At 45.3% G+C, this 21,315-nt stretch carries 17 protein-coding genes and 1 tRNA gene; 5 read left to right on the top strand and 13 right to left on the bottom strand.

Translation table 11 applies throughout. The features are described 5' to 3' along the window. Positions 1-592: 592 nt before the first annotated feature. From HQ43_RS04670 to HQ43_RS04620, 9 genes are all read right to left on the bottom strand, one after another. A complete protein-coding gene (locus HQ43_RS04670) occupies positions 593-2,254 on the bottom strand; it encodes a hypothetical protein (RefSeq protein WP_036790394.1) in 1,662 nt (553 codons plus the stop codon). A 43-nt stretch (positions 2,255-2,297) separates the two neighbouring features. Further along, complete coding sequence (locus tag HQ43_RS09470) at positions 2,298-3,464, bottom strand: hypothetical protein (protein WP_052103081.1); 1,167 nt, start codon at positions 3,462-3,464, stop codon at positions 2,298-2,300. A gap of 282 nt (positions 3,465-3,746) precedes the next feature. Continuing rightward, complete coding sequence (locus HQ43_RS04660) at positions 3,747-4,196, bottom strand: hypothetical protein (protein ID WP_036790391.1); 450 nt, start codon at positions 4,194-4,196, stop codon at positions 3,747-3,749. 72 nt (positions 4,197-4,268) lie between these two features. Then, positions 4,269-6,104: a V-type ATP synthase subunit I gene (locus tag HQ43_RS04655; protein WP_161785881.1), complete on the bottom strand. Its 1,836-nt coding sequence runs from the start codon at positions 6,102-6,104 to the stop codon at positions 4,269-4,271. 8 nt (positions 6,105-6,112) lie between these two features. Beyond that, positions 6,113-6,727 carry a V-type ATP synthase subunit D gene (locus tag HQ43_RS04650; protein WP_036790385.1) on the bottom strand — a complete coding sequence of 205 codons (615 nt, stop codon included), beginning with the start codon at positions 6,725-6,727 and terminating at the stop codon, positions 6,113-6,115. Between the two features lie 6 nt (positions 6,728-6,733). Then, the gene (locus tag HQ43_RS04645) at positions 6,734-8,056 is read right to left on the bottom strand and encodes a V-type ATP synthase subunit B (protein ID WP_036790382.1); all 1,323 of its coding nucleotides are present in this window, start codon (positions 8,054-8,056) and stop codon (positions 6,734-6,736) included. Positions 8,057-8,067: 11 nt separating this feature from the next. Further along, positions 8,068-9,825, bottom strand: coding sequence for a V-type ATP synthase subunit A (locus tag HQ43_RS09465; protein ID WP_052103080.1), 1,758 nt, complete (start codon positions 9,823-9,825; stop codon positions 8,068-8,070). Between the two features lie 26 nt (positions 9,826-9,851). Then, a complete protein-coding gene (locus HQ43_RS04625; protein WP_036790373.1) occupies positions 9,852-10,787 on the bottom strand; it encodes a DUF2764 family protein in 936 nt (311 codons plus the stop codon). Between the two features lie 9 nt (positions 10,788-10,796). After that, positions 10,797-11,408 (bottom strand): hypothetical protein, encoded by a 612-nt coding sequence (locus HQ43_RS04620; RefSeq protein ID WP_052079501.1) that lies wholly within the window; start codon positions 11,406-11,408, stop codon positions 10,797-10,799. 634 nt (positions 11,409-12,042) lie between these two features. On the opposite strand from HQ43_RS04620, the gene serS reads away from it, so the two are divergent. Genes serS through HQ43_RS04605 form a run of 3 tightly spaced genes read left to right on the top strand, consistent with a single transcriptional unit; the run spans position 12,043 to position 14,781 of the window. Further along, a complete protein-coding gene (serS, locus tag HQ43_RS04615) occupies positions 12,043-13,341 on the top strand; it encodes a serine--tRNA ligase (protein ID WP_036790370.1) in 1,299 nt (432 codons plus the stop codon). 14 nt (positions 13,342-13,355) lie between these two features. Continuing rightward, complete coding sequence (locus HQ43_RS04610; RefSeq protein WP_036790363.1) at positions 13,356-14,171, top strand: DUF3108 domain-containing protein; 816 nt, start codon at positions 13,356-13,358, stop codon at positions 14,169-14,171. Positions 14,172-14,187: 16 nt separating this feature from the next. Then, complete coding sequence (locus HQ43_RS04605; protein ID WP_052103079.1) at positions 14,188-14,781, top strand: HD domain-containing protein; 594 nt, start codon at positions 14,188-14,190, stop codon at positions 14,779-14,781. A gap of 96 nt (positions 14,782-14,877) precedes the next feature. On the opposite strand, the gene HQ43_RS04600 is transcribed toward HQ43_RS04605, so the two are convergent. Further along, on the bottom strand, positions 14,878-15,429 hold the full coding sequence (locus tag HQ43_RS04600) for an HXXEE domain-containing protein (protein ID WP_036790360.1): 552 nt from the start codon (positions 15,427-15,429) through the stop codon (positions 14,878-14,880). Positions 15,430-15,661: 232 nt separating this feature from the next. On the opposite strand from HQ43_RS04600, the gene HQ43_RS04595 reads away from it, so the two are divergent. Further along, a tRNA-Pro gene (locus HQ43_RS04595) sits at positions 15,662-15,736 on the top strand. A 200-nt stretch (positions 15,737-15,936) separates the two neighbouring features. Here the strand turns inward: HQ43_RS04595 and HQ43_RS04590 are convergent. Then, positions 15,937-17,121 carry a MalY/PatB family protein gene (locus HQ43_RS04590; RefSeq protein ID WP_036790357.1) on the bottom strand — a complete coding sequence of 395 codons (1,185 nt, stop codon included), beginning with the start codon at positions 17,119-17,121 and terminating at the stop codon, positions 15,937-15,939. Positions 17,122-17,281: 160 nt separating this feature from the next. Here HQ43_RS04590 and HQ43_RS04585 point away from each other — a divergent pair, with 160 nt between their 5' ends. After that, entirely contained in the window at positions 17,282-18,958 is a 1,677-nt protein-coding gene (locus HQ43_RS04585; RefSeq protein WP_036790354.1) for an AMP-binding protein, read from the top strand. Positions 18,959-19,656: 698 nt separating this feature from the next. On the opposite strand, the gene fucP is transcribed toward HQ43_RS04585, so the two are convergent. Further along, positions 19,657-20,946 carry an L-fucose:H+ symporter permease gene (gene fucP / locus HQ43_RS04580; protein ID WP_036790351.1) on the bottom strand — a complete coding sequence of 430 codons (1,290 nt, stop codon included), beginning with the start codon at positions 20,944-20,946 and terminating at the stop codon, positions 19,657-19,659. Between the two features lie 6 nt (positions 20,947-20,952). Continuing rightward, on the bottom strand, positions 20,953-21,306 hold the full coding sequence (locus HQ43_RS04575; RefSeq protein WP_036790348.1) for an L-rhamnose mutarotase: 354 nt from the start codon (positions 21,304-21,306) through the stop codon (positions 20,953-20,955). Between the last annotated feature and the right edge of the window lie 9 nt (positions 21,307-21,315).

Raw genomic sequence — 21,315 nt, 5'->3', positions numbered from 1 at the left:
GGTCGAAGCTGTTGTTTTTAGAGCAGAACCGAAATGTTAAATCGGCTTGTTTTATTTACACTTATTTGCTTTCAGGGATAGGAAAAAAGCTGAACAGATTCGGTTTTTCAACTAAACGTATTCAGATTTTTTCTGAATACGTTTACTGTTTTCATTAAACACGTTTATTGATTCCTCTGAATACTTTTAATGGATTGCTTAAACGTATTTAGAATTTTTCTTGAAGTGTTGATTATCAGAGAAATAGCTGTTTTAACGGTTTTTGAACGGGATTTTATATGATTTTATCATTAGGGAATATTTACGATTGAGGTATTTATTTTTAACGAATATTGGCTCAAAAACAGCCCTTGAAAACGATCGGAGGGCAGTTGAAACTTATTTCCGAGATTTTGTGTATTGCCTTGTTTTCCAGAGTGATATGGTCTGCTCAAGATTTTGAGAGAATGAACTCAAGAGAAAGAAGAGAGTCTTGGAAGAGGAAAAACAGCTTTCTGTTTTTATATAAAAGTGCACATGAAAAAAGCTCATCTTTAAGGAGAATATCCCCAAAGATGAGCTTTCCCATTGGTTATACGAGTCTTTTTTCTGATCAGTATCTGTAAGTGACGCCTAACAATATTTGGTGAGACATCTGTTTCATATTACCCCCCTTGGATGGGAAGACATAAACGTTATTGTCTGCCTTGTAGGAAGATGAGGTGAACGGATATGCCTTAGCCGAACGAGTGTTGTTTACATACGCCAAGTCCAGAGAGAAACCATTCTTGAATGCGTAGCCGATACCGAGTGTGTAGTACTGATTTTTTCCTTTGGTCAGGATAAAATCGGACATTGTTCCGGATGTTCCGACATCTTCTTTGAGTCCGTTTTCGTCTTCACCCAGTACATCGAGATCTTTAATCGGGTTGGAGTAGATGGCCGCTCCTCCTCGAATAGAAAACTGACGTGTAGGTTTAAGTTCCAAACCGAATCTATGGCTTGTTACCGCTCCGTAATACTCTTTGATGTATTGGTTGTTGCTGTTTTCGACACCATTGTCAAACTTCAGTCTGGTCGAGCCTGCATTGGAATAGTCAAAGTCATACGTTACAACTCCATAACCTCCCAAGTAAATCATGGCACTGGCTGTGATAACACCGGGTCTGATCAGAGAGTATTGGGTGTAGTAGTCTTTCGGAGTGCTATAGCTGAACGGGCCTTTATCTTTGTCGTATCTCCAGTTGAAACTTCTGGCTTCTGCGATATACTCATCCTTGAGTGCCAAGACTTGCGGAGTAAGATAAGAGACGCCGATACGACCGAAATCACCAAGACTTATAAGTGCTCCGAAAGTGGCACTGACGCCTTGACCGGAGGTGTTGAGGTGATTGCTGATTTCGAGATAGTCGTTAGAGGCAGCTCCTTTGTAGTCGCTGTAGTTGTCCGTATAAAACTTATTACTATCGAATGCCTCGCCATAGTAGGTTTTCTTATTGTAGTTGATGCTATGCAGTCTGAGCGTTGCCCCGAAGTGCAGATACTCTCCGGAAGAGAATCCAAGAGAGAAGTCGAAAGACTTATCCGCGCCTCTCTCCTGAACTTTAAGCGTGGAGTGGTCCGGAGCAGAACTCAGATTCTCGTAGATGAACGTGCTGCGATAACGGTCTGTACCATCTACGTGTTCTATGAGACCTGCATTCTCGGCAAAAATAGGAAGCCATTCGTAGCCGGAGTTATAAGGATTGTTTTTCTTGGTATCCTGAATGGCAGCAGGAGGTATCTTGTATGCCATTCTCGCCGCATAGTCTGCAATGGAGACCGGCATACCGTCTGCTTCCATGCGATAAGCGCGTCCGAACTCTTTGTCTCTGTTGTAAGAGAATGAGAGATTCACACCACGACCCAATCTGGTCGAGGGTAGCACAAATGTAAAGTTGTTTAACGCTCTCGGCCTGTGAGTGGTAGAGATACCGGTCTTGGTATTCATACCCCACTCGGTAGCAGTGTTGAGATTGCCGAATCCGAATGTTCCGTGTATGATGTGTGAGGTGTAGAGGTTTACACCAGCGGGATTGATCCGTATGGCAGAAGGGTCTGCTCCCAATGCTCCGACAGCTCCACCCATACCCATGGATCGGGCTGTACCATTGAGAGCACGCTCTGTAAGGTTTTGAGCATCCCGCTCATTCTGTGCCTGCAAGCCTGAGAAGGAGCATAAGACAAGCCCCAATCCCAGCATTCCTTTGATACTATATGATACTATTCTTTTCATCAGTGTTTCTCTTTGTTGTGAAAGACTATAAGATCAAGACGCTTTATCTTCTGCCGCGTCCGCCTCCCGAACCGCTGCCGGAGTTGTGATTTCCGCCTCCGGAAGAAGAGTTGGATGAACCTGAACTGCTACTGCGTACAGAAGATGAGTTGGACGACGATGAGGACGAACCGCTTCTGTTGTAGTAGTCGTAAGAGGATCTTGATCGGTTTTCATAGCTTCCGTAGTTGCTGCCACGGTTATAGTCTGTTGCTCCCGAACGTCCACTGTTGCGATACACTCCTCCTCTGCCACTGTTGTAGTTAGGATCATTGCCGCTGCGATACCTGTCGAGCGTGCGACCATAATCCTGACCATAACGTGAACCTAAGGAAGAACCATCGGAGCTGTATCTGCCTCTTATGTTATTGTTGCTGCCATAGCCGGAACGTCCGGTGTAGGAATGCGTTTTAGGAGTAGAGTAGTAGCCTCCGTATCCATAGTAGTCGTATCCGTAGCTATAATCGTAGAAGTAGTGCGGACGATATGGGCGGTAGTAATAGCCACCCCAATAGTCGTAGCCGTAATACGGACCACCCCAACCCCAATAATGGTGTCTCGGATAGCCCCAGAAGTCCCAATAGGAGTCGTACCAAGGATAGTAGTACCCGTAATATCTGTAATATGGATAAGGATATCCCCAGTCTCTCCATGGTCTGTAACCGAAGGAGATGTTTATGGAGACATTGTTATAGTCGTCGTAGCCGTAGTAGCTGTCTGTCCATGGGTTGTAACGGACATCGTCCACGATATAAACATCGGCATCGCTTAGCACTACCGTGTTGTCCGAATGGAATCTTTTGATTCTCTTGGAGTATTTTCCATTTGTTCTCGGACGTTTTTCCCCTTCGAGTCTATCGAGGTTGGCTTCCATCTCTTCGGATGAAATGCCTTCCCATCCCTTTCCTCTTCTGTTGTAATAGTCTATGAGATCGCTCTCGTAAGTCTCTTCTTTCTTGAGTTGCAACAGCCTTGCTGCTCGCTCTTCTTCCAGCTTTTTCCTCTTTTCTGCTTGTCTTTTGAGGTACTCAAGATGTTCCTTTTCTTCTCTTTCCTTGAGCTTTTTCACTTGGGAAGGAGTCAGATAGGCGTCATCTTCATATTGGGCAACAGCAACCGAGCTACCCAAAAAGGCTGCCAACAGGGCAACAAGTAAAAATTTCGTCTTCATGGTTGTTACTGTTTTTATGTATTGTTTATTGATTATCTTGTTTCTTTTTGGTGGATAAGTGGGCTGTTTTGTGCCTCTTTTCCGCACGAAATATAGTGATTATTTCCGAGAAACCCTTGATTCCATCTATTTTAACCTGCTTTAGACAAGGTAAGGTATTATTTTAATGAAAAGAGTGAAGCAACAAAAAACACTCCCGAAAAAGTACTTGCCTCTTTTCGGGAGTGTTTTTAGGTTTTTATTCTTGGAAAGACCAATAATCGACGTTTCTTGCTTGATCTATTAGAAAGCAAAGTAAGTCAAGATAGCAACAAGCAGAGCCAAGATCGCGTAAAGCTCCGGGAATACTGCCATAACAAGGCTGGATACCATAACATCGTGTCCGGAAGCCAATCCTGCAATACCGTTAGCACACACTTGCGCTTGTCTGATAGCAGAGAAGAGAGCCACTACACCAAGAGCAAGCCCTGTGGCAAGGATAGCCCATGCTTGTACAGAGGTGATAGCTTCTGTAAGGAATCCTTTTGCAAAGAAGAATGCCAAGAAACCGTAGATACCTTGAGACGATGGAAGGGCGGATAGTGTAATGTATGAAGCCATCTTTGTAGGGTCTTTTTTCATCGCTCCTACCACTGCATTACCTGCGATTGTAATACCGACGCTACTTCCAATACCGGAGAGGATTACCATGAAGGCTATACCGAGCCATCCTAACATCAAATTCATTTCCATGAGATAATCGTTTTATTTAAGTGTTTATTATTTTGTTTTTATCTGTAATATCTGTTTGTACAAGAAGATTTCTTACTGCCCTTCTTCCGTGTTCAGCTTTTGAAGAGGCTTGTACTCGACTCCTCCTCCCTCATAATCGGAGTTATTAAAGTACTCTACGAAGATGAGACGTATCGGGTGTACGAATGCTCCGATGAGACATAAGCCAAAGTTGATGGCATGACCGAGAGCCAATATAATAAGCATCGGCAACCATTTAATATATATAGGTAGTCCCCCGGTAACCTGCATGGCAAGATCGTTGAACACACCACCGAGAATACCTCCGGCAAGTCCGATCGCAAATAGACGGATATAGGATAGAGTGTCTCCTAATAGCCCGGAAGCTGTATTGTAAGCCGTCCAAACTGCACTACCGACATTGATGAGCGGATTTTTACCGGGAGAGTTGAAGAAGACAATGAATATTCCGAAGAGTGCGAGGAGTCCATATACGGCATAAGTTACCCACTGAGGAAGCTCTATTTTCAGCATCGGAAGAGAGAAAAAGAGTACTCCGGTGAGTATCAGAAATGCCCATGCAAACTGCGATACGGAATATTTGAGTCCTTTTTGCTTGGTCGTTTTTACCGCCTTTATGACTTTCGCAAAGATGATCTGTACCAATCCCAAAGCAATAGCAATGATCATGATATTATCTTGCGATAGGAAGAAGGCTTTGAAAGGAGCTAAGAATGGAATATTGACATACTGCACGCCAAAGAATGTTCCCATGAAGAACGACACTATAATGGTTGCTCCTCCAAGATATTGCAGCATAGTCATCATTGCCTGCTTGTCCGGAGAAGACTTTCTTTTTATTAGTGTGGCTGCAAGAAGCAGGATTATGCCATAACCTCCATCCCCAAAACACATTGCAAAGAACAGCATGAAGAATGGTGCTACAAACGGAGTGGGATCAAGCTCGAAGTAGTTGGGGAATGAGTGCATCTTGATGATCGGCTCAAATGCCCTTGCAAAGAAGTTGTTCTTAAGCTTGATGGGTACTCTTTCTCCTTCCTTTATTTCTATTTCTGCAAAGGCATAACCCTCTTTATCCAAGGCACTCTCCATTGCCTCTGCCTTCTTTTGAGGCAACCAGCCTTCGAGTACGACGAGCTGATCATCAAAGAGAGATACACCTTGAAGACGGGCATCATCCATCCGATAAGTCTCTTCGAGAGAGAGTTGATATGCTTGAGCAATCTCTTTGTGTTGTGCTAATGCCGAGAGTTTAAGTTGTTCCTCTTTTAATCTGACCGAGAGTGTTTCATTTTCTGCTTCAATATCCGAGATGCTTCTGCTCGGTACTTCCAACAGACTGCTTTCGGGAAGATCTCTCGTGGTAAGCTCTTGTGGAGAAAGTGTTACAAAGTAAAAGAGCCTTTGAGCATCCCCTATAAATACCGCTCCAAACAGATCTTCCCACTGTTCGTTATAGGCATTTGCCGGCACTGTCCAGAATTGAAGCTGAAGACCATCCTTTCTGAATTTTTCTACGATGCTTGGATCGAAATCTCCCCAGACAGAGAGAGAAGATATTGTCTCCTTATTTGTCGCAATCTTTTGAGAAAGCTGTTTGATCTGCTTTTGAGCCTCCAAGAATGTGGCAACATACTCTTCACCATTTTGTGGCACGACAAAATCGGAATGCCGGGCTTGCTGTTCATCTTTGGCTTCAGCTTTCCGGATGATCTCCAACTGGGTAAGAATGGTTGCAATCTCCTTTTTCTTTCCCAAAAGAGACTTGATATTTTCTATCTCATCTGTATTCCGATTCTGGCGGATATGAACCACTCCGAGTGATTTCAGCCGTTCCAGAAACGCTTCGTGTTCTTTCCTGTAGATGAGGAAAGAGTATTTACTCATAGGTACTATCATACTGCTTTCACCTCCTCTTCTGCTTTACGTTCTAAGTTTGCCCGCATGATTTTTTGTGCTGCCTTAGCCAAAGATTCTTCGTCTTCCAGATATCTTTTAATCTTTCTTATGGCATCCTGATAGCCCGGAATCTGTACCTTCTCAAAGAGATTTACTTTTTGAGTCGTTTTCTTTCTGGCATGTTCGAGCAGATTCATCTTCATGCGTTCAAATTCTGCCTGTATCCCCACTGTTGCAAGCTCCTTGACCAGAGAGAGACCCTCCATAAACCATGCAGGATGAGCAGCAAGGCTAAATGGTTTTACATTGAACTCGACATCCGATAGCAATGGAATGACCACACCTGCAATCTTTCTTGTCGCCATCTTCACATCTTTTACTTCCAAGAGTGAAGGGTCCAGTTCATTCCAAAGAGCCTTCATGTTGTCATACGTTCCGAGACGCATTTCCAACTCATTCTCAAGTCTCTCTACTTCGTCCTTGGTTCGCTTCACTTCCATACGCAGTGCACTCTCCTTGCTTTTTATTGTAGGAAGAGCTCGCACACGCACTTTGAGTTGCTTCTCCTGCTGTTGTAGTGAGGTCTTATTGTATTGGAATTTAATAGCCATTATCTCTTACTTTGAGGGCCAATACTTATCTACCAAATCTTGACGGATGTTTACCTCTTCCGGTTTGAAGTATTGAGAGAAGAGACCCCAAGTAGTATCCAACATTTGGGTATTGTTCAAGTTGACGTCTATCGCCAACAAGTGGCGAGAGTAATCCTTGGCAAAGTCGAGCGTTCGAGAGTCATACTCGGTAAGGTCAAAACCGTTTTCCAACTTGGTCTGTGCATTGGAAGCATCGGAGTATAGACGTACAGCGGCGTTCATCACCTGAGGATGATCTTCTCGTGTTTTCTTTCCGATTACAAGCTGTTTTAGGCGAGAAAGACTCCGGAATGGGTCTACGATAACCTTTCCTACCTGAGTGTCCCTACGGAGATAGAGCTGTCCCTCGGTGATGTAACCGGTGTTGTCGGGAACGGCATGCGTAATATCTCCTCCCGATAGCGTTGTAACCGCAATGATGGTGATGGATCCTCCGTCAGGGAACTGTACTGCCTTTTCGTAGATCTTAGCCAAATCCGAATAGAGAGAACCCGGCATCGCATCTTTGGAAGGAATTTGGTCCATCTTGTTGGATACGATTGCAAGAGCATCGGCATAGTTTGTCATGTCCGTTAGCAGTACCAACACTTTCTTGTGCTCCTCTACTGCAAAATACTCTGCTGCCGTAAGAGCCATGTCCGGAATAAGTACACGCTCGACCGAAGGGTCTTCTGTCGTATTGATAAAAGAGATAATACGATCCAGTGCACCTGCATTAGTGAAAGTGTTTTTGAAGTACAGGTAGTCGTCATTCGTCATACCCATTCCTCCAAGAATAATGAGATCACTTTCCGCACGAAGTGCTACCGTAGCCATCACTTGGTTAAAAGGTTGGTCAGGGTCTGCAAAGAACGGAATCTTTTGCCCTGTTACCAGAGTATTGTTAAGGTCGATACCGGCGATACCCGTAGCTATCAGTTCGGATGGCTGTTGCCGGCGAACAGGATTTACCGAAGGGCCTCCGATCTCCACCTGTTTACCTTCAAGCTGAGGACCGTCATCTATTGGTTCGCCATAAGCATTAAGGAAACGTCCTGCAAGAGACGGGCCCACTTTGAGCGATGGAGAGTTTCCGAGGAAAACCACTTCTGCGTTGGTACGAATATCTTCCGTACCACGGAAGACCTGAAGAGTAACCTCATCGTCTTGTATCTTCACTACTTGAGCCAACTTTCCATCTATTGTTGCCAGCTCGTCATACCCTACATCCTGTGCCTTAATGGTGCAGGTTGCTTTGGTTATCTTCGTAACCTCTGTATATATTTTCTGGAATGCTTTATTCGTCATCGTCTTGAATCTTATTTAAGAGTCTTGTCATTGATAACACTCTGTAGTTCTACCTCATACTTCTTAAAGCTCTCATCTTGGAACTTTGCGTAGTTCATCTGCTTGAGCATATTGATGAGCTTTTTGAAGAATGCCGATACATCGTTGAAGTCTTCATAGTCGTATTCCCCTCTACAAATGTTTACCACGATCTCCAACATATATTTCTGTCTTTGCAGAGGAGTGATACAGTCTATCGAGTCGAAAGCATCCTGTTGGAGCAGAACAAAGTCTATGAGTTCGGATTTCCAGAATATATCGTGATACTCAACCGGCACACCATCGTCTCCGAGAATGTTTATCTGTTCGGCTATCTCCTTACCACGTTGCATTCTGGTACGGCATTCGTGTACCATTTTGAGCCACTCTTTTCCTGTTATAGCGGAGATATACTCTTCAAATTCCGGGTATTCCAGATACTTCGAGTAGGAGTCTATCGGATTCACGGCCGGGTATCTCTTCTTGTCCGCACGGTCTTGTTCGAGGGCATAGAAGCATCGAGCCACCTTCTTGGTATTTTCCGTTACAGGCTCTTTCAGGTTACCTCCGGCAGGAGATACCGTTCCGATGAATGTAACGGAACCGCTCTCGCCATTCTTCAGCTCCACATAACCTGCACGAGAGTAGAAGTTGGCAATGATGGCAGAAAGGTCCATTGGGAATGCGTCCGGTCCCGGAAGCTCTTCCAAACGGTTAGACATTTCACGAAGAGCCTGTGCCCAACGAGAAGTAGAGTCTGCCATCAGAAGCACTTTAAGCCCCATCGCCCGGTAATATTCCGAGATAGTCATCGCTGTATATACGGATGCCTCACGAGCCGCTACCGGCATGTTGGATGTGTTGGCTATGATGATGGTACGCTCCATAAGCTTTCTTCCTGTGTGAGGGTCCACCAGTTCGGGAAACTCTTTGAAGATCTCCACCACCTCATTGGCACGCTCACCACAAGCCGCTATCACCACTATATCCGCTTCTGCCTGCTTCGAGATGGCGTGTTGAAGTACGGTCTTACCTGTACCGAAAGGACCGGGGATAAAGCCTGTGCCCCCTTCCACCATCGGGTTGAAGGTATCTATGATACGCACACCCGTTTCAAGGAGCTTGTATGGTCTTGGTTTGTTCTTGTATCCCGGTACGGGCAGCTTCACGGGCCAGCGTTGTACCATCGTTACCTTATGCTCGTTACCGTCTTTGTCTTCAAGCACGGCAATAGTATCCGTAAGTGCATAAGTTCCGGCAGGAACGATGCTCTTCACGGTGTAGATACCCTTAAACACGAAAGGCACCATTATTTTATGGCTCTTGTAGCTCTCGTCCACTTCTCCAAGCCAAGACGCCGCTTCAACCTCATCACCTGCTTTGGCAATGGGGGTAAACTCCCATTTGGAATCCATTTCCAACGGTGGAGTATAATCGCCTCTCTTAAGAAAGACACCCTCCATCTTGTCCAAATCATTCTGCAAACCGTCAAAATTCTTGGAGAGAAGTCCGGGTCCGAGTTGCACTTCAAGCATATGTTGTTCGAAGCGAGCCTTATCTCCGACTCTCATACCGCGTGTACTGTCGAAGACCTGAACATAGGCGTTCTTTCCAATGATCTTGATAACCTCGCTCATCAGTTCGGTTCCCCGCACTGAGATATAGCAGATCTCATTTTGAGCCACCGGTCCATCTACCTCTATCGTTACGAGGTTAGACACAATGCCTCTTACTATCCCGGTTGTTTTCATGCGAATATGTTCTATCGTGTAGGTATTTATACTTTTTCTGTTTGTTGATTATCGGCAACGCTTTTCGACTTGTTTTTTGTGCTCTCCACAAAGTTTGCAAGCTTCTGTTTGCCATCGCTGTTGAGCGAACTTATCAGGGTGCGGAATGCCATTTCTCCCTGTTCTTTATCCAGTGTAGTCCATCGTTCTATGATTCTCGTCTTAAGGAAATAGACCATCATAGCCTCTATGGAGAAGGTGTCGGAGAATACAACTTCATCGAGGAATCGCCAACGGATCGTGTCCAAGTGGCGTTCTCTCGTGTAGAGATTGCTCTCTTCCGATACTTTTATAATCTCTTGGAGCGTGTCGCTTCCGGGTAAAAACTGCAGATCTGTCCAGGAAGAGAGGCGGAGTATCTCTGTCAAAGGAGATGCTCCGACCAGATAAGACGAAATATCCAATCCGAACTTCTTGGCAGTGGATGCCGCCATGATATTTGCTATACGGGCGTTCAGATCCACCCACTTCTTTACAAATCCTATTGCCTTCTTGCGGATATGGTCGTAGTATGCCACGGCAAGAAAATCTTCCGCAAACCCTTTGGCTCCATTCTGTTCAAACTTGCCCTCCAGATACTCTTCGACAAACCGAACCATGTATGCCGGTACATTTTCTGGTATCGGAGTCGGTTCATCGTTCTCCTCGTCTCTGCGCTCCTCAACGGCACGGATCAGCGTCCTGAGCGTATCTTCTCCGAGGGTAACCGGCACGGTCGGGATCTCTGTGGGAAGCCCTTTGAGCAGCTTGATGAGAGTCTTGTTGTCCTCCTGCAGAAAGAGCAGCTCCATCTGCCGAATGTCTCTTTTGGAAAACTGAGGACGCATCATCCCTTCCCACAACTCAAGCGAAGAGTAGGAAAGAGAGGTTTGTTCCTGTTTAAGTCCGGGTAGCTCCGCACCTAATGTATAGTAATGCGCCATCTCGCAGTCCTATGCTTTTTCCGGGAAAAGTATGGCACGGAGTCTCGGTCTGAAGAATTCTCGGAAGTACGCTTCAAGTTCCTCTTGTCCGATGACCATTTTGTAGCCTTGTCCTTCCGGCTTTAGTTCGAATGAGTGTGGTTTACCGTTGATGCTCTTGATGCTTACGCCCTTGTTCAGAGTCTCTTGTGCATGAGAAGCAAAGTAGGCTTGCAACGCATCCGCATCGGCTGTGGATATTTCCATGTTGCCTTTCGCGCTCCATGCTTTCACCATTTCCACTATGAGGTTGTATATCTTATCCGGTGTTCCGGCAGCGGCAGCCACTCCGGCAGATATGGCAGAGTCGTTGAGGATACCTGCCATTTCGCTTTTAAGAGAGTCTATCGCACGTCTTGCAGCCATCACTATCTCGGCTGTTGCTGTCTCTTTCTCCTTCACGGCATCTTGTTGTGCCTGTTGCAGTATAGCATCAGCCTCTTCTTTTGCCTGTTTTAGGATTTTCTCTTTTTGAGCTTGTGCGCTGTTCAGAATCTCTTCTGCTTCTTTCTTCGCTTTCTCTACACCATCGGCGTAAATCTTATCAGCCAAAGATTGAACTTTATTGTCTATAGAAGTCATAAACGGATATGTAATAGTTCGTAATGTTTGGTTTTCCCTAAGGCGCAAATTTAGCTTTTTCTTCTTGAAAGTAAAAATATTTTATTCGCTATTTTGAAAAACCTTAAAGAGCCTGTCTCACAAGAGGATTTTAACATCTGTTTTTCCTGTTATTCGTTCTTTTTCCGCTCCTTCTTGCCTGCTTTTTTTATTTTCAAACTCTTAGGATAGAGCCGTTTGTTACTTTGGAAGGTCTCTTTATGTCGTTTTGTCCCGGTGTGCGAAAAGAGGAAATGAAAAGGAGTGAAGTGATAGAAAATCGGGCTGAATCTGTTCGGAAGTTGTGCTGAATATGTTCAGAAATTATATTGTTCACGTTCAATGGTTGAAATCGGGCTTTGGTTCGTGGCATTCAAGCCTTGATTTACAGGACTCAAGCGCCGGTTCCCGGTATTCAAGGCTTGAAACTCATTTTTGAACCTGTTAAGAGAGAGAAACAAACGTGTTCAAGACTCTTTTTGTAAAGGTTAATTTCGGGATTCCCTTTCGTTTGTGGAGATTTCGCCACAGACTCCATTAAAATTTATTACCTTTGCCTTGCTACAATTGCCCTTGCGCATGTATCAGACAGGCATAATAAAATAAAAATATAGAGATGTTATCCATAAAATATCTTCACGAAAACAGAGAAGAAGCTATCCGAAGACTTGCCGTTAAAGGCTTTAAGGGAGAGCAGATTATAGACGAACTTTTGGGTCTGGACAACGACCGACGCGACTCTCAACGCCGATTGGATGAAAATCTTGCCGAACAAAACAAGATTTCAAAATCCATAGGCTTGCTCATGAAAGAGGGCAAGAGGGATGACGCGGAGGTGGCAAAAGCACAGATCGCTTCTCTAAAAGAGGGCAGTAAGCAGATGGAAAGCAGGAAGAAAGAGCTGGAAGACCGGATTCTGAACCTGATCATCCAGATCCCGAACTTGCCCGCGGACATCGTTCCGGAAGGTACAAAAGCAGAGGACAATGTATGCGTGAAGGAGGGCGGATGCATGCCCCATCTTACGGATGAGTGCAAGCTGCCTCACTGGGAAGTGGTGAAGAACTACGACTTGATAGACTTCGAGGTGGGGGTAAAGATTACCGGTGCAGGATTTCCTCTCTATAAAGGATATGGCGCAAGGCTGCAAAGGGCTCTTATCTCTTTCTTCCTCGACAGCGCAAGAGAGGCAGGATATTTGGAGGTAATGCCTCCTTATGTGGTGAATGAAGATTCTGCTTACGGGACAGGTCAGTTGCCCGACAAAGAGGGACAGATGTACCATGCCCAGACAGACAATCTCTACCTTATCCCTACGGCGGAAGTTCCGGTTACGAACATCTTCAGAGATGTTATCTTGGAAGAAAAGAGTCTGCCCGTATGCCTTACAGCCTATTCGGCATGCTTCCGCAGAGAAGCCGGTAGCTATGGAAAAGATGTGCGCGGACTCAACAGACTGCATCAGTTTGACAAGGTGGAGATCGTTCGGGTAGACAAACCGGAACACTCTTACACCTCTCTTCAAGAGATGGTAGACTATGTTCAGTCTTTGGTGGATAAGCTCGAACTTCCCTGGCGAATCCTTCGTCTGTGTGGCGGAGACATGAGCTTTACATCTGCTCTTACTTATGACTTCGAGGTCTTTTCCGCTGCACAGGAGCGTTGGTTGGAGGTGAGTTCGGTATCGAACTTCGAGAGTTTCCAGGCAAACAGACTCAAGTGCCGGTACAGAGACACCGAAGGCAAGGTGCAAGTGGCACATACACTCAATGGTAGCGCACTGGCTCTGCCACGAATCGTGGCAGCATTGTTGGAGAACAACCAGACTCCGGAAGGTATTCGCATTCCAAAAGCTCTGGTTCCGTACACCGGCTTCGATATTATTCCATTGCCGAAAGAGCCGTCTCCATTTTAACTAAACGGATTTGAATGACAACAAAACTATCACAACGCTTTATACTGCTGTTTATCCTCCTTTTTACCTCTTCTTTCGCCTTGGCGCAGGAGAAGAAGGGAGCGGATCACTACGGATTTTATAAGGGAGAACGTCTGGAGTATGAAGTGAGATTCAAGTGGGGGATCATAAACGGACGTGCCGGTCTTGCCTCTGTTTCTACAAGAGAACTGGGTGGAGGCAAGCAGTGGTTCCGGGAACTGCACTTTCAGACTACGGGCATGATATACTCGGTCTTCCCTATGAAAGATACGCTCTCCACGCTTTATAACTCCAACTATCAACCTCTTCGCTGGGAGAAAAGGGTGAGGGAAAACGGCTACTATCTGATAGATGAGATTCAGTACGACTATTCGCCTCGCTTCACATCCATTCGCAGCAAGAGATATACACTCTCCGAAATGAAGGTGGACACACTCTTCAGCGTGCCCAAAGAGCGGATGGCTCTTGATATGGTTGCGGCTTTCGGATTTATTCGTTCGGAGGATATTCCTCTGCCCGATGGCGTTTCGGGAAAGTTCAAAGGCTACAACTTTTATGTCCCGATAGGTAAAGACCTTGTTCCATGTAGGGTCGTGGTGGTGAGCCGAGAAGTGATCTCCATGCCGTGGTCTCCTAAAGTGCCTGCGATAAAGATGGTGCTCAGCATCAACGATGAAGCGTTCACCGGAAAGAATGATAACGTCGAGCTGTGGATTTCGGAAGATAAGTACCGAATACCGCTCATGGTAAAAGCTAAGCTGAAGCTGGGTGCGGCGCATTGTATATTGCAGAAACATCCTCATCTTTAACTTTATCCTGATAGATATGAATCCGATCCAAATGCCCCTTGTCGTAGCTCCGATATTTGAGCAATACTATCCGGAAGAGACGCTTTGCCGGCAGATCCTTGTGGAACATTCGTATAGAGTGGCACAGAAAGCTCTGGAAATAGCCGGGCTTCATCCGCATTGGGATCTCAACTTGGAGTTCATAGAAGAAGCCGCATGGCTGCACGACATTGGCGTGGATGCCTGTCACGCTCCCAAGATAGGCTGTCATGGCGAAAGACCTTACATTTATCATGGACTGGTTGGGGCGGAACGCCTTAGAGCCGCAGGCTTGGAAGCTCATGCGCTGGTGGCGGAAAGACATACGGGAACAGGCTTGTATTATCACACCATTCGGGAGCGAGGCTGGGAGTTTCCTGCTGATCGGGTTTATGTTCCTCAGAGTCTGGAGGAGATTATTGTCTGTGTGGCGGACAAGTTTTTCTCTAAAACGGAACCGACGGAAGAGAAGTCGTACGAACAGATTTTACATGGACTCTATCGCTTTGGTGAGGATGATGTGATAAGATTTAAGGCTTGGTATAAGATGTTGTTCGATACCGGAACTTCTGCCGAGGCGGTAGAGGTGTGAGACTGCTGCCGGTAAGATGAACTTCTATCTTCTCGAAAGAGATAGATAATATCCCGAAAGATAAAGTGTTGAGGCTTATCTTTCGGGATATTATTTTTATTTCTTCTGTTCTTGTATAAATCTTTTCTCCCAACGTGAAAACTTTGACATGAAAAAATAGGCAGAAGGAATGCTCAAAATCATTCCAACGAATCCTATGACAGAGTAGATAATGAGTTCTTGCACAGAGAGAAAGTTGCTATCTGAAAATATGATAAATGTATAGATGCAGTATGGAAGAGTGAGTAGGGAAGTAGTGACCACCGGAATATATCGTCGGTAGATAATCCATTGGGCTATGTGGATAAGGATATGGATGAAATATGCCATAAATCCGATAAACCAGAGTTCGGGAAGATTGAAATACAGCCCAAAGAATGTCGTGCAAGAGAGAAATAGAAACTCGTGAAAGACACCCACGGCAAAGGTTGAAGTGGAAAGCTCTGTGTAACCACGTGAATGGAGATAGCGGTAAGGTTTGTTGAAATGTTGCTTTAACACCTCTCTATTCTTATCTATCCATGATCTGAATAGAATTATTTCCTCAAAGTCGTGAATCATAAAGATTATGGGAAGCAGTGCCATGAGTAGTTGGAGTTGTGTGAACATATTTTTTTCCCAGTTTATGGAGGCTTAATAGTCTTGGCTATTAGCTCTGTTAGTCTTGTTTTGATGGTGTTTGTCGTGTAAAGTTAGCTTTTATATTTTATATTTGAGGCTGTATCTTGAAAGGTATAAAAGAGCCGTAAGAGGGAGTATATTCTTCTTTCTCTTCGACAGAGTAGGGGTAATGTGTTGCCGAATTAAGGAAAAGTTGTTACCTTTGTCCGGCAATCGAGTGCGGGGTGTAGCTCAGCCCGGTTAGAGTACACGTCTGGGGGGCGTGTGGTCGCTGGTTCGAATCCAGTCACCCCGACATAAAAGCATCGAAGATAGTATCTGCTACTCTTCGATGCTTTGTTTGTATGCAAATCTGTAAGGCGTAGACTTAAGAATATTTGCAATAGCCGTGTCAGCTAACGGCTATTGATATAGAAGCAAAAAGGTAATCCGAAGCAGTGTTCGCACTACTTCGGATTACCTTTTTGAAGAAAATGAGGATGAAAAGAGTTTTGATTACTTGGAGAGTAGCTTATCCACAGCTCTTTTTATCTGCTTCATGGCTTGCTCCAACCTTTTTCTTGTTGTGCCTATATTGAGTCGCATCCAGCCTTCACCACCTGTACCGAAAGTGATACCGGGGTTGAGCATCACGCCAGCATCTTCAAGAAGAAAACGGTTAAGCTCCTCGTCCGAAAGGTTTAGTGCCTTAAAGTTGATAAAGATCAGGAATGAAGCCTCCGGTTCGATCATCTCAAGCATTGGGAGTTGAGAGGATAAAAACTCACGGACATAGGCGATATTGTCTTGTATATAGCGTAGTGTGTCATCAAGCCACTCCTTACCATTATTATAGGCGGAAGCGATTGCCGGAAAAGCACAAGAGTTTCCGATCTGAAGACCGCTATTCTCAAGATAAGGGAACAGACGTTGTCTCAGCTCAGGTTCAAGCACTATAAGCTGAGAGCCAACAACGCCCGGCATGTTGAATGCCTTGGATGGAGCTTGCAGGGTAATAACACATTGGGCAGCTTCCGGGCAGGAAAGCACCATCGGTTGATGTTTTTTCGGGGTAAATGTAAGGTCTGCATGGATTTCATCGCAGATGATCATGACATTATGCTTACGGCATAGCTTGACGACCTTGGCGCACTCTTCCTGACTCCAGACACGGCCTCCGGGATTGTGCGGATGGCACCAGATCATCACTTTGGCAGATTTCAACTTTTCATCCAGCAAGTCAAAATCTACCTCAAATCTGTTGTTCTCAAGCTTCAAAGGTGCTTCCACGAGAGTGCGTTCTGCATTTCGGATGACTGCCGAAAAGGGAGGATAAACGGGCGGACAGATAAGCACACCATCTTTTTTATCCGTCAAAAACTGTAAGAGCTTGTATATCCCTGACACAATACCCGGAGTATAGCAAAACTCTTCAGGCGATACCTCCATGTTGTATTGGTTTTTCATCCAGTTGATGACCGCATTTTTATACTCATCTGTCGGGATAGAGTAGCCGAGGACAGGGTGTTCCAGCCTTTTCCTTATAGCATCCAGTACAAAAGGAGGAGTGGCAAAGTCCATGTCCGCAATCCATAGAGGGATCACTTCATGCCCTTTCGGAATGAATGGTGCAATAGCATCATATTTTGTACATCCGCTGTTTTTGCGGCAGATGTCTGCATCTATATTGTAGGTTTTCATTTTTTAGAATATTGAATAGTAAGATTTTTTGGGAAAGTAAAGATACAATAACTCCCTCGCTTTTCCAATTACGGCCCCTCGTAACCCCTTCTCTCTTTGGAAGAATATAAAAAAACATCTATATTTGCACCAAACAACACAAAATGTGCAATATTGAATCATGATTCAGCAGAACTTTATAGAGCTATACGAGAATAGCTTCAAAAAATACTGGAATCTTCCTGCGATAACCAACTATAATAATGCCACTACATATACTTATGCTAATGTCGCCAAGGTCGTAGCTAAAGTACATCTATTATTGAAGGAGTCCGGTGTTCAGAAAGGAGATAAGATTTCTCTGATCGGAAAGGACTCGGCGGAGTGGTGTATGGTATATCTTGGAGTGATTACATATGGTGCAGTCATAGTGCCTATCCTTCAAGACTTTCATGCGAATGATATTCTGCATATCATCGAGCACTCAGACTCCAGAGTGGTATTCGTTTCGCAGTCTCACTACAAGGTTATGGAGCCGTCCCGAATGGGGGCTGTCAGTGTAGTTATAGATATAGATAGTCTGAAGCCATTGGAGGAGTTTTCCATCAATAAGAGTCTGGTCTCTCTTGATGTCGAGGCTCTTTTTCGGGAGAAATACCCCAACGACTTCACAAAAGAAGATATAGCGTATCCGCACATCAGCAACGATGAGGTGATGTTGATCAACTATACTTCCGGCACAACGGGTTACAGCAAAGGTGTGATTCTTACTGCGAACAATCTTGCGGGCAATGTAACGTATGCCAACTACCTTAAGCTGATGTTCGAGCAGGAGAGAGTGCTCTGCTTTTTGCCTATGGCTCATGCTTACAGCTGTGCTTTCAACTTTCTTACACCCATGCAATGCGGTACTCACATCTATGTTCTCGGTACGACTCCAACGCCATCCATCTTGGTTAAAGCCCTGAAAGAGGTGAAGCCTCATCTTATTATCAGCGTTCCGCTAATCCTTGAAAAGATATACAAGAACGTTATCACGCCGAAGATCAGTAAGGGAGCAGCAAAATTTCTTATCAAGACTCCGCTGTTGTCCTCTGTCGTTTACAAGAAAATTCGAGACACGTTGTTTGAAAACATGGGAGGCAATTTCCGCGAGTTTATAGTAGGGGGAGCGGCCTTGAACGAAGAGGTCGTTGATTTCTTGAAAAAGGCTAAGTTTCCATTCACGGTAGGATACGGCATGACGGAGTGCGCTCCTCTTATCTCTTACGAACATCACCAGAAGTACGTGGCAAACTCTTGCGGCAAGCCGTTGAAGGAGATTATGGAGGTGCGTATATTTGAACCGGACTCTGCCACAGGCATTGGAGAGATACAGGTAAGAGGTGAGAATGTGTGCAAGGGCTACTACAAAAATGCGGAGGAGACAGAAAAACTCTTCACGGCAGACGGCTGGCTGCGTACGGGAGACCTCGGATACATGGACAGACAGAAGAATATCTTTATCAAAGGACGGAGTAAAACGATGCTTTTGGGGCCGAGCGGACAAAACATATACACGGAAGGGATCGAAGCCAAACTCACCATGATGGAGTACGTAGGCGAGACGCTGATCGTGATGAACAGCTCTCAAAAGCTTGTCGCTCTTATCTATCCCGATGTGGAAAGAGTGCAAAAGGAAAAGCTTACCACCGAACAGCTGGAGCAGATCATGAAGCAAAATATCGCTCATCTGAACGAACAGCTTGCTTCATACGAGCAAGTGGCAAGCTTTGTACTGCGTGAAGAGGAATTTGAAAAGACTCCGAAGCGTAGCATCAAGCGATTTCTATACACAGATATACTAACTAACCCATAAACCGTCAAAATCTTTTCTTTTTCGTAGATCGTTCTACGAATTTACATGAACAAATCTATGTTGTTTTTCAAGAGCATCTAACAGGTCTGTGAAGAGTGTTAGGTGCTCTTTTTTGATGGGAGCTTTTATATAAAAACGGGTGATCAGGGTCGGAACTCGACACTCTCATTTTCTTCTCCATTTCCGGATGAAAATCTTGAATTGATGCTGTAATCTTCTTGTTTTCAGACTTATATGGAATATCTCGAATTCAGAAATTTTTTCCTCCCGGACGGATTGAGGGGCTAAATTATGGTTAAAAAACAGCCCTTTTGAGCGGTTTGATTGTTAATGAAAATCAATGCAGAAATCTGCCTGAAAACAGCCAAAAATAGAGAAGAATGGGTAATGTGCTAATATTCAGCGTTATAAGTGAAAATTCTAAACACGTTAATCGAATCCGGTAAACGTGTTCAATGAAATCGGTAAACGTGTTTATTGAAAAATTAAACACGTTAAGCCGAAAGAATATGCTCGTTTAGCATTTTGGCTTAACAGGTATCAAAATTAGTGTTAATGAAATGGGGCTGTTTTAACACTCTGTCCACCCTCTGAAAGCAAGGGGTATGATCAAAATAGAGAGCGGAAATTTTGGAGCAGTCGGACGGGATGAAATATATAAAAACAGAGCTTTGTCCGAAGCGATATTCCGAGCAGTTTTACCTCCGAATTTTAAGACGGGAATGGGCAAAAGCGAAGATCACCATGAAGCAGACCGCCGGCACCACAAAAGATACCCTTACAGCCCACTCTCCGATGCTGTTTTGGAGATCTATTATGGCGGCTTGGAGTGGAGGGATTAAAGCACCACCCCCTATTGCCATCACCAAAAGAGCTCCGGCTAAGCTTTTATCCCTATTCACCTCTTCCATGGAGACGGAGAAGATTGTGGGGTACATCAGAGACATACAAGGCGATATGGCTACGATCGCAAACAGCCCGAATGGGAATGGCAGAAGCATTGCTCCGATGAGCAGAGGGATGGCAAGAGCCGCATAGAAACGGAGTAGAGCCGGGGCGGAATACCTTTTCATCAGAGAGGTATTGACAAACCGGAACAGGCAGAAAAGGATCATTGCTCCGATGTTGTAGCCTTGCGCCCGTTGCTCTGCCACGGATCGTGGAAGACCTTCTTCCATAAAGAAGAAGCTGCCGTAGTGAATGATGTAGGTCCAGACCATTATCTGTGCTCCCACGTAGAAGAATTGAGCAGCGACACCTCTCCTGTAACTTGGGATAGATAGCAGTGTCCGGATGCGTTTGAAGAGCGGTTCACCCCTCTCTCTGCTCCTTGTTTGCCCCTCTATCTTAGGGAGTTTGGCTACATAAAAGAGTAGCAGCATCACCAGCACGGCAACGGTAACACCCAGGTAAGGCATCACTACAATCCACAGCTCCGGATGGGTCGAGGTCTCGGTGGAAGTGCTTACTTCTGCCAGCCTGCCCTGAATAAAGTAGATTGCCACAAACATTCCCGTCAGCGAACCTACGGGATTGAAGCTCTGAGCGAGGTTGAGTCTTCGGGACGCACTACGGCTCTCTCCCAACAAAAGGATGTACGGATTGCACGAGGTTTCCAGAAAGGAGAGTCCGCAGGTGAGAACAAAGTAGGCAAGTAAAAAGATATAGAAGTTTTCCGAAAAGGCGGCAGGCAGGAAGAGAAGTCCGCCGAGAAGATATATCCAAAGCCCCATCCGTATGCCGGAAGCGAAGTCCCGCTTGCGGATATAAAAGGCTGCCGGAAGTGCCGCCACCATATAGCCCATGTAGAAAGCTACCTGAATGAGCGAGCCATGCAGGGTGGAGATGGAGAAGATATTGGAAAAGACCTTCACCATAGGGTGGGTAAGGTCATTGGCAAATCCCCATAAGGCAAAGCAGAGAGTAACGATGAGAAAAGGGATGAAATAGGATTGTCCCTCTTTTCGGAAGATAGAGCCTGCTTTCATGACCGCTTACATTTCGGAGAGCTTAAAGAATAGCTCCGTCATTTTCCACTTTTCGGCAGATGAGCTGCCGGGGTTGCACTCTTGGAACTGTCCCATCAGAGCCTCCCACTCTTCCTGTCTCGGCATGGTGGCAAGCGTGGCAAAAGCCTCGTCCCAACAGAATCCTTCTTCGGCTTCTACTATCATCACGAGCCGATTGTCGGCTATGTATATCTCCATCTCCTCTATCCCGATGGCTCTAAGCCCCTCCACCACTTCGGGGAATATCTTTCCCTTGGTGTGCCACTGCTTATAGGTGCGGATGAGGTCGGGGTCGGGCTTTAAGTTTAATATCTGTACGTATCTCCGGGTATGCTTCATGGTGGTTTC

This window comes from Porphyromonas canoris (genome assembly GCF_000769115.1).
GTDB lineage: Bacteria > Bacteroidota > Bacteroidia > Bacteroidales > Porphyromonadaceae > Porphyromonas_A > Porphyromonas_A canoris.
Note: the sequence above shows the minus strand (reverse complement) of the source record. Positions and strands in the feature narration are given on the sequence as shown.

Excerpts from the sequence above, each read along its gene's own strand:
- HQ43_RS04670 (WP_036790394.1), bottom strand. The coding sequence starts at position 2,254 with ATGAAAAGAATAGTATCATATAGTATCAAAGGAATGCTGGGATTGGGG.
- HQ43_RS09470 (WP_052103081.1), bottom strand. The coding sequence starts at position 3,464 with ATGAAGACGAAATTTTTACTTGTTGCCCTGTTGGCAGCCTTTTTGGGT.
- HQ43_RS04660 (WP_036790391.1), bottom strand. The coding sequence starts at position 4,196 with ATGGAAATGAATTTGATGTTAGGATGGCTCGGTATAGCCTTCATGGTA.
- HQ43_RS04655 (WP_161785881.1), bottom strand. The coding sequence starts at position 6,104 with ATGAGTAAATACTCTTTCCTCATCTACAGGAAAGAACACGAAGCGTTT.
- HQ43_RS04650 (WP_036790385.1), bottom strand. The coding sequence starts at position 6,727 with ATGGCTATTAAATTCCAATACAATAAGACCTCACTACAACAGCAGGAG.
- HQ43_RS04645 (WP_036790382.1), bottom strand. The coding sequence starts at position 8,056 with ATGACGAATAAAGCATTCCAGAAAATATATACAGAGGTTACGAAGATA.
- HQ43_RS09465 (WP_052103080.1), bottom strand. The coding sequence starts at position 9,825 with ATGAAAACAACCGGGATAGTAAGAGGCATTGTGTCTAACCTCGTAACG.
- HQ43_RS04625 (WP_036790373.1), bottom strand. The coding sequence starts at position 10,787 with ATGGCGCATTACTATACATTAGGTGCGGAGCTACCCGGACTTAAACAG.
- HQ43_RS04620 (WP_052079501.1), bottom strand. The coding sequence starts at position 11,408 with ATGACTTCTATAGACAATAAAGTTCAATCTTTGGCTGATAAGATTTAC.
- serS (WP_036790370.1), top strand. The coding sequence starts at position 12,043 with ATGTTATCCATAAAATATCTTCACGAAAACAGAGAAGAAGCTATCCGA.
- HQ43_RS04610 (WP_036790363.1), top strand. The coding sequence starts at position 13,356 with ATGACAACAAAACTATCACAACGCTTTATACTGCTGTTTATCCTCCTT.
- HQ43_RS04605 (WP_052103079.1), top strand. The coding sequence starts at position 14,188 with ATGAATCCGATCCAAATGCCCCTTGTCGTAGCTCCGATATTTGAGCAA.
- HQ43_RS04600 (WP_036790360.1), bottom strand. The coding sequence starts at position 15,429 with ATGTTCACACAACTCCAACTACTCATGGCACTGCTTCCCATAATCTTT.
- HQ43_RS04590 (WP_036790357.1), bottom strand. The coding sequence starts at position 17,121 with ATGAAAACCTACAATATAGATGCAGACATCTGCCGCAAAAACAGCGGA.
- HQ43_RS04585 (WP_036790354.1), top strand. The coding sequence starts at position 17,282 with ATGATTCAGCAGAACTTTATAGAGCTATACGAGAATAGCTTCAAAAAA.
- fucP (WP_036790351.1), bottom strand. The coding sequence starts at position 20,946 with ATGAAAGCAGGCTCTATCTTCCGAAAAGAGGGACAATCCTATTTCATC.
- HQ43_RS04575 (WP_036790348.1), bottom strand. The coding sequence starts at position 21,306 with ATGAAGCATACCCGGAGATACGTACAGATATTAAACTTAAAGCCCGAC.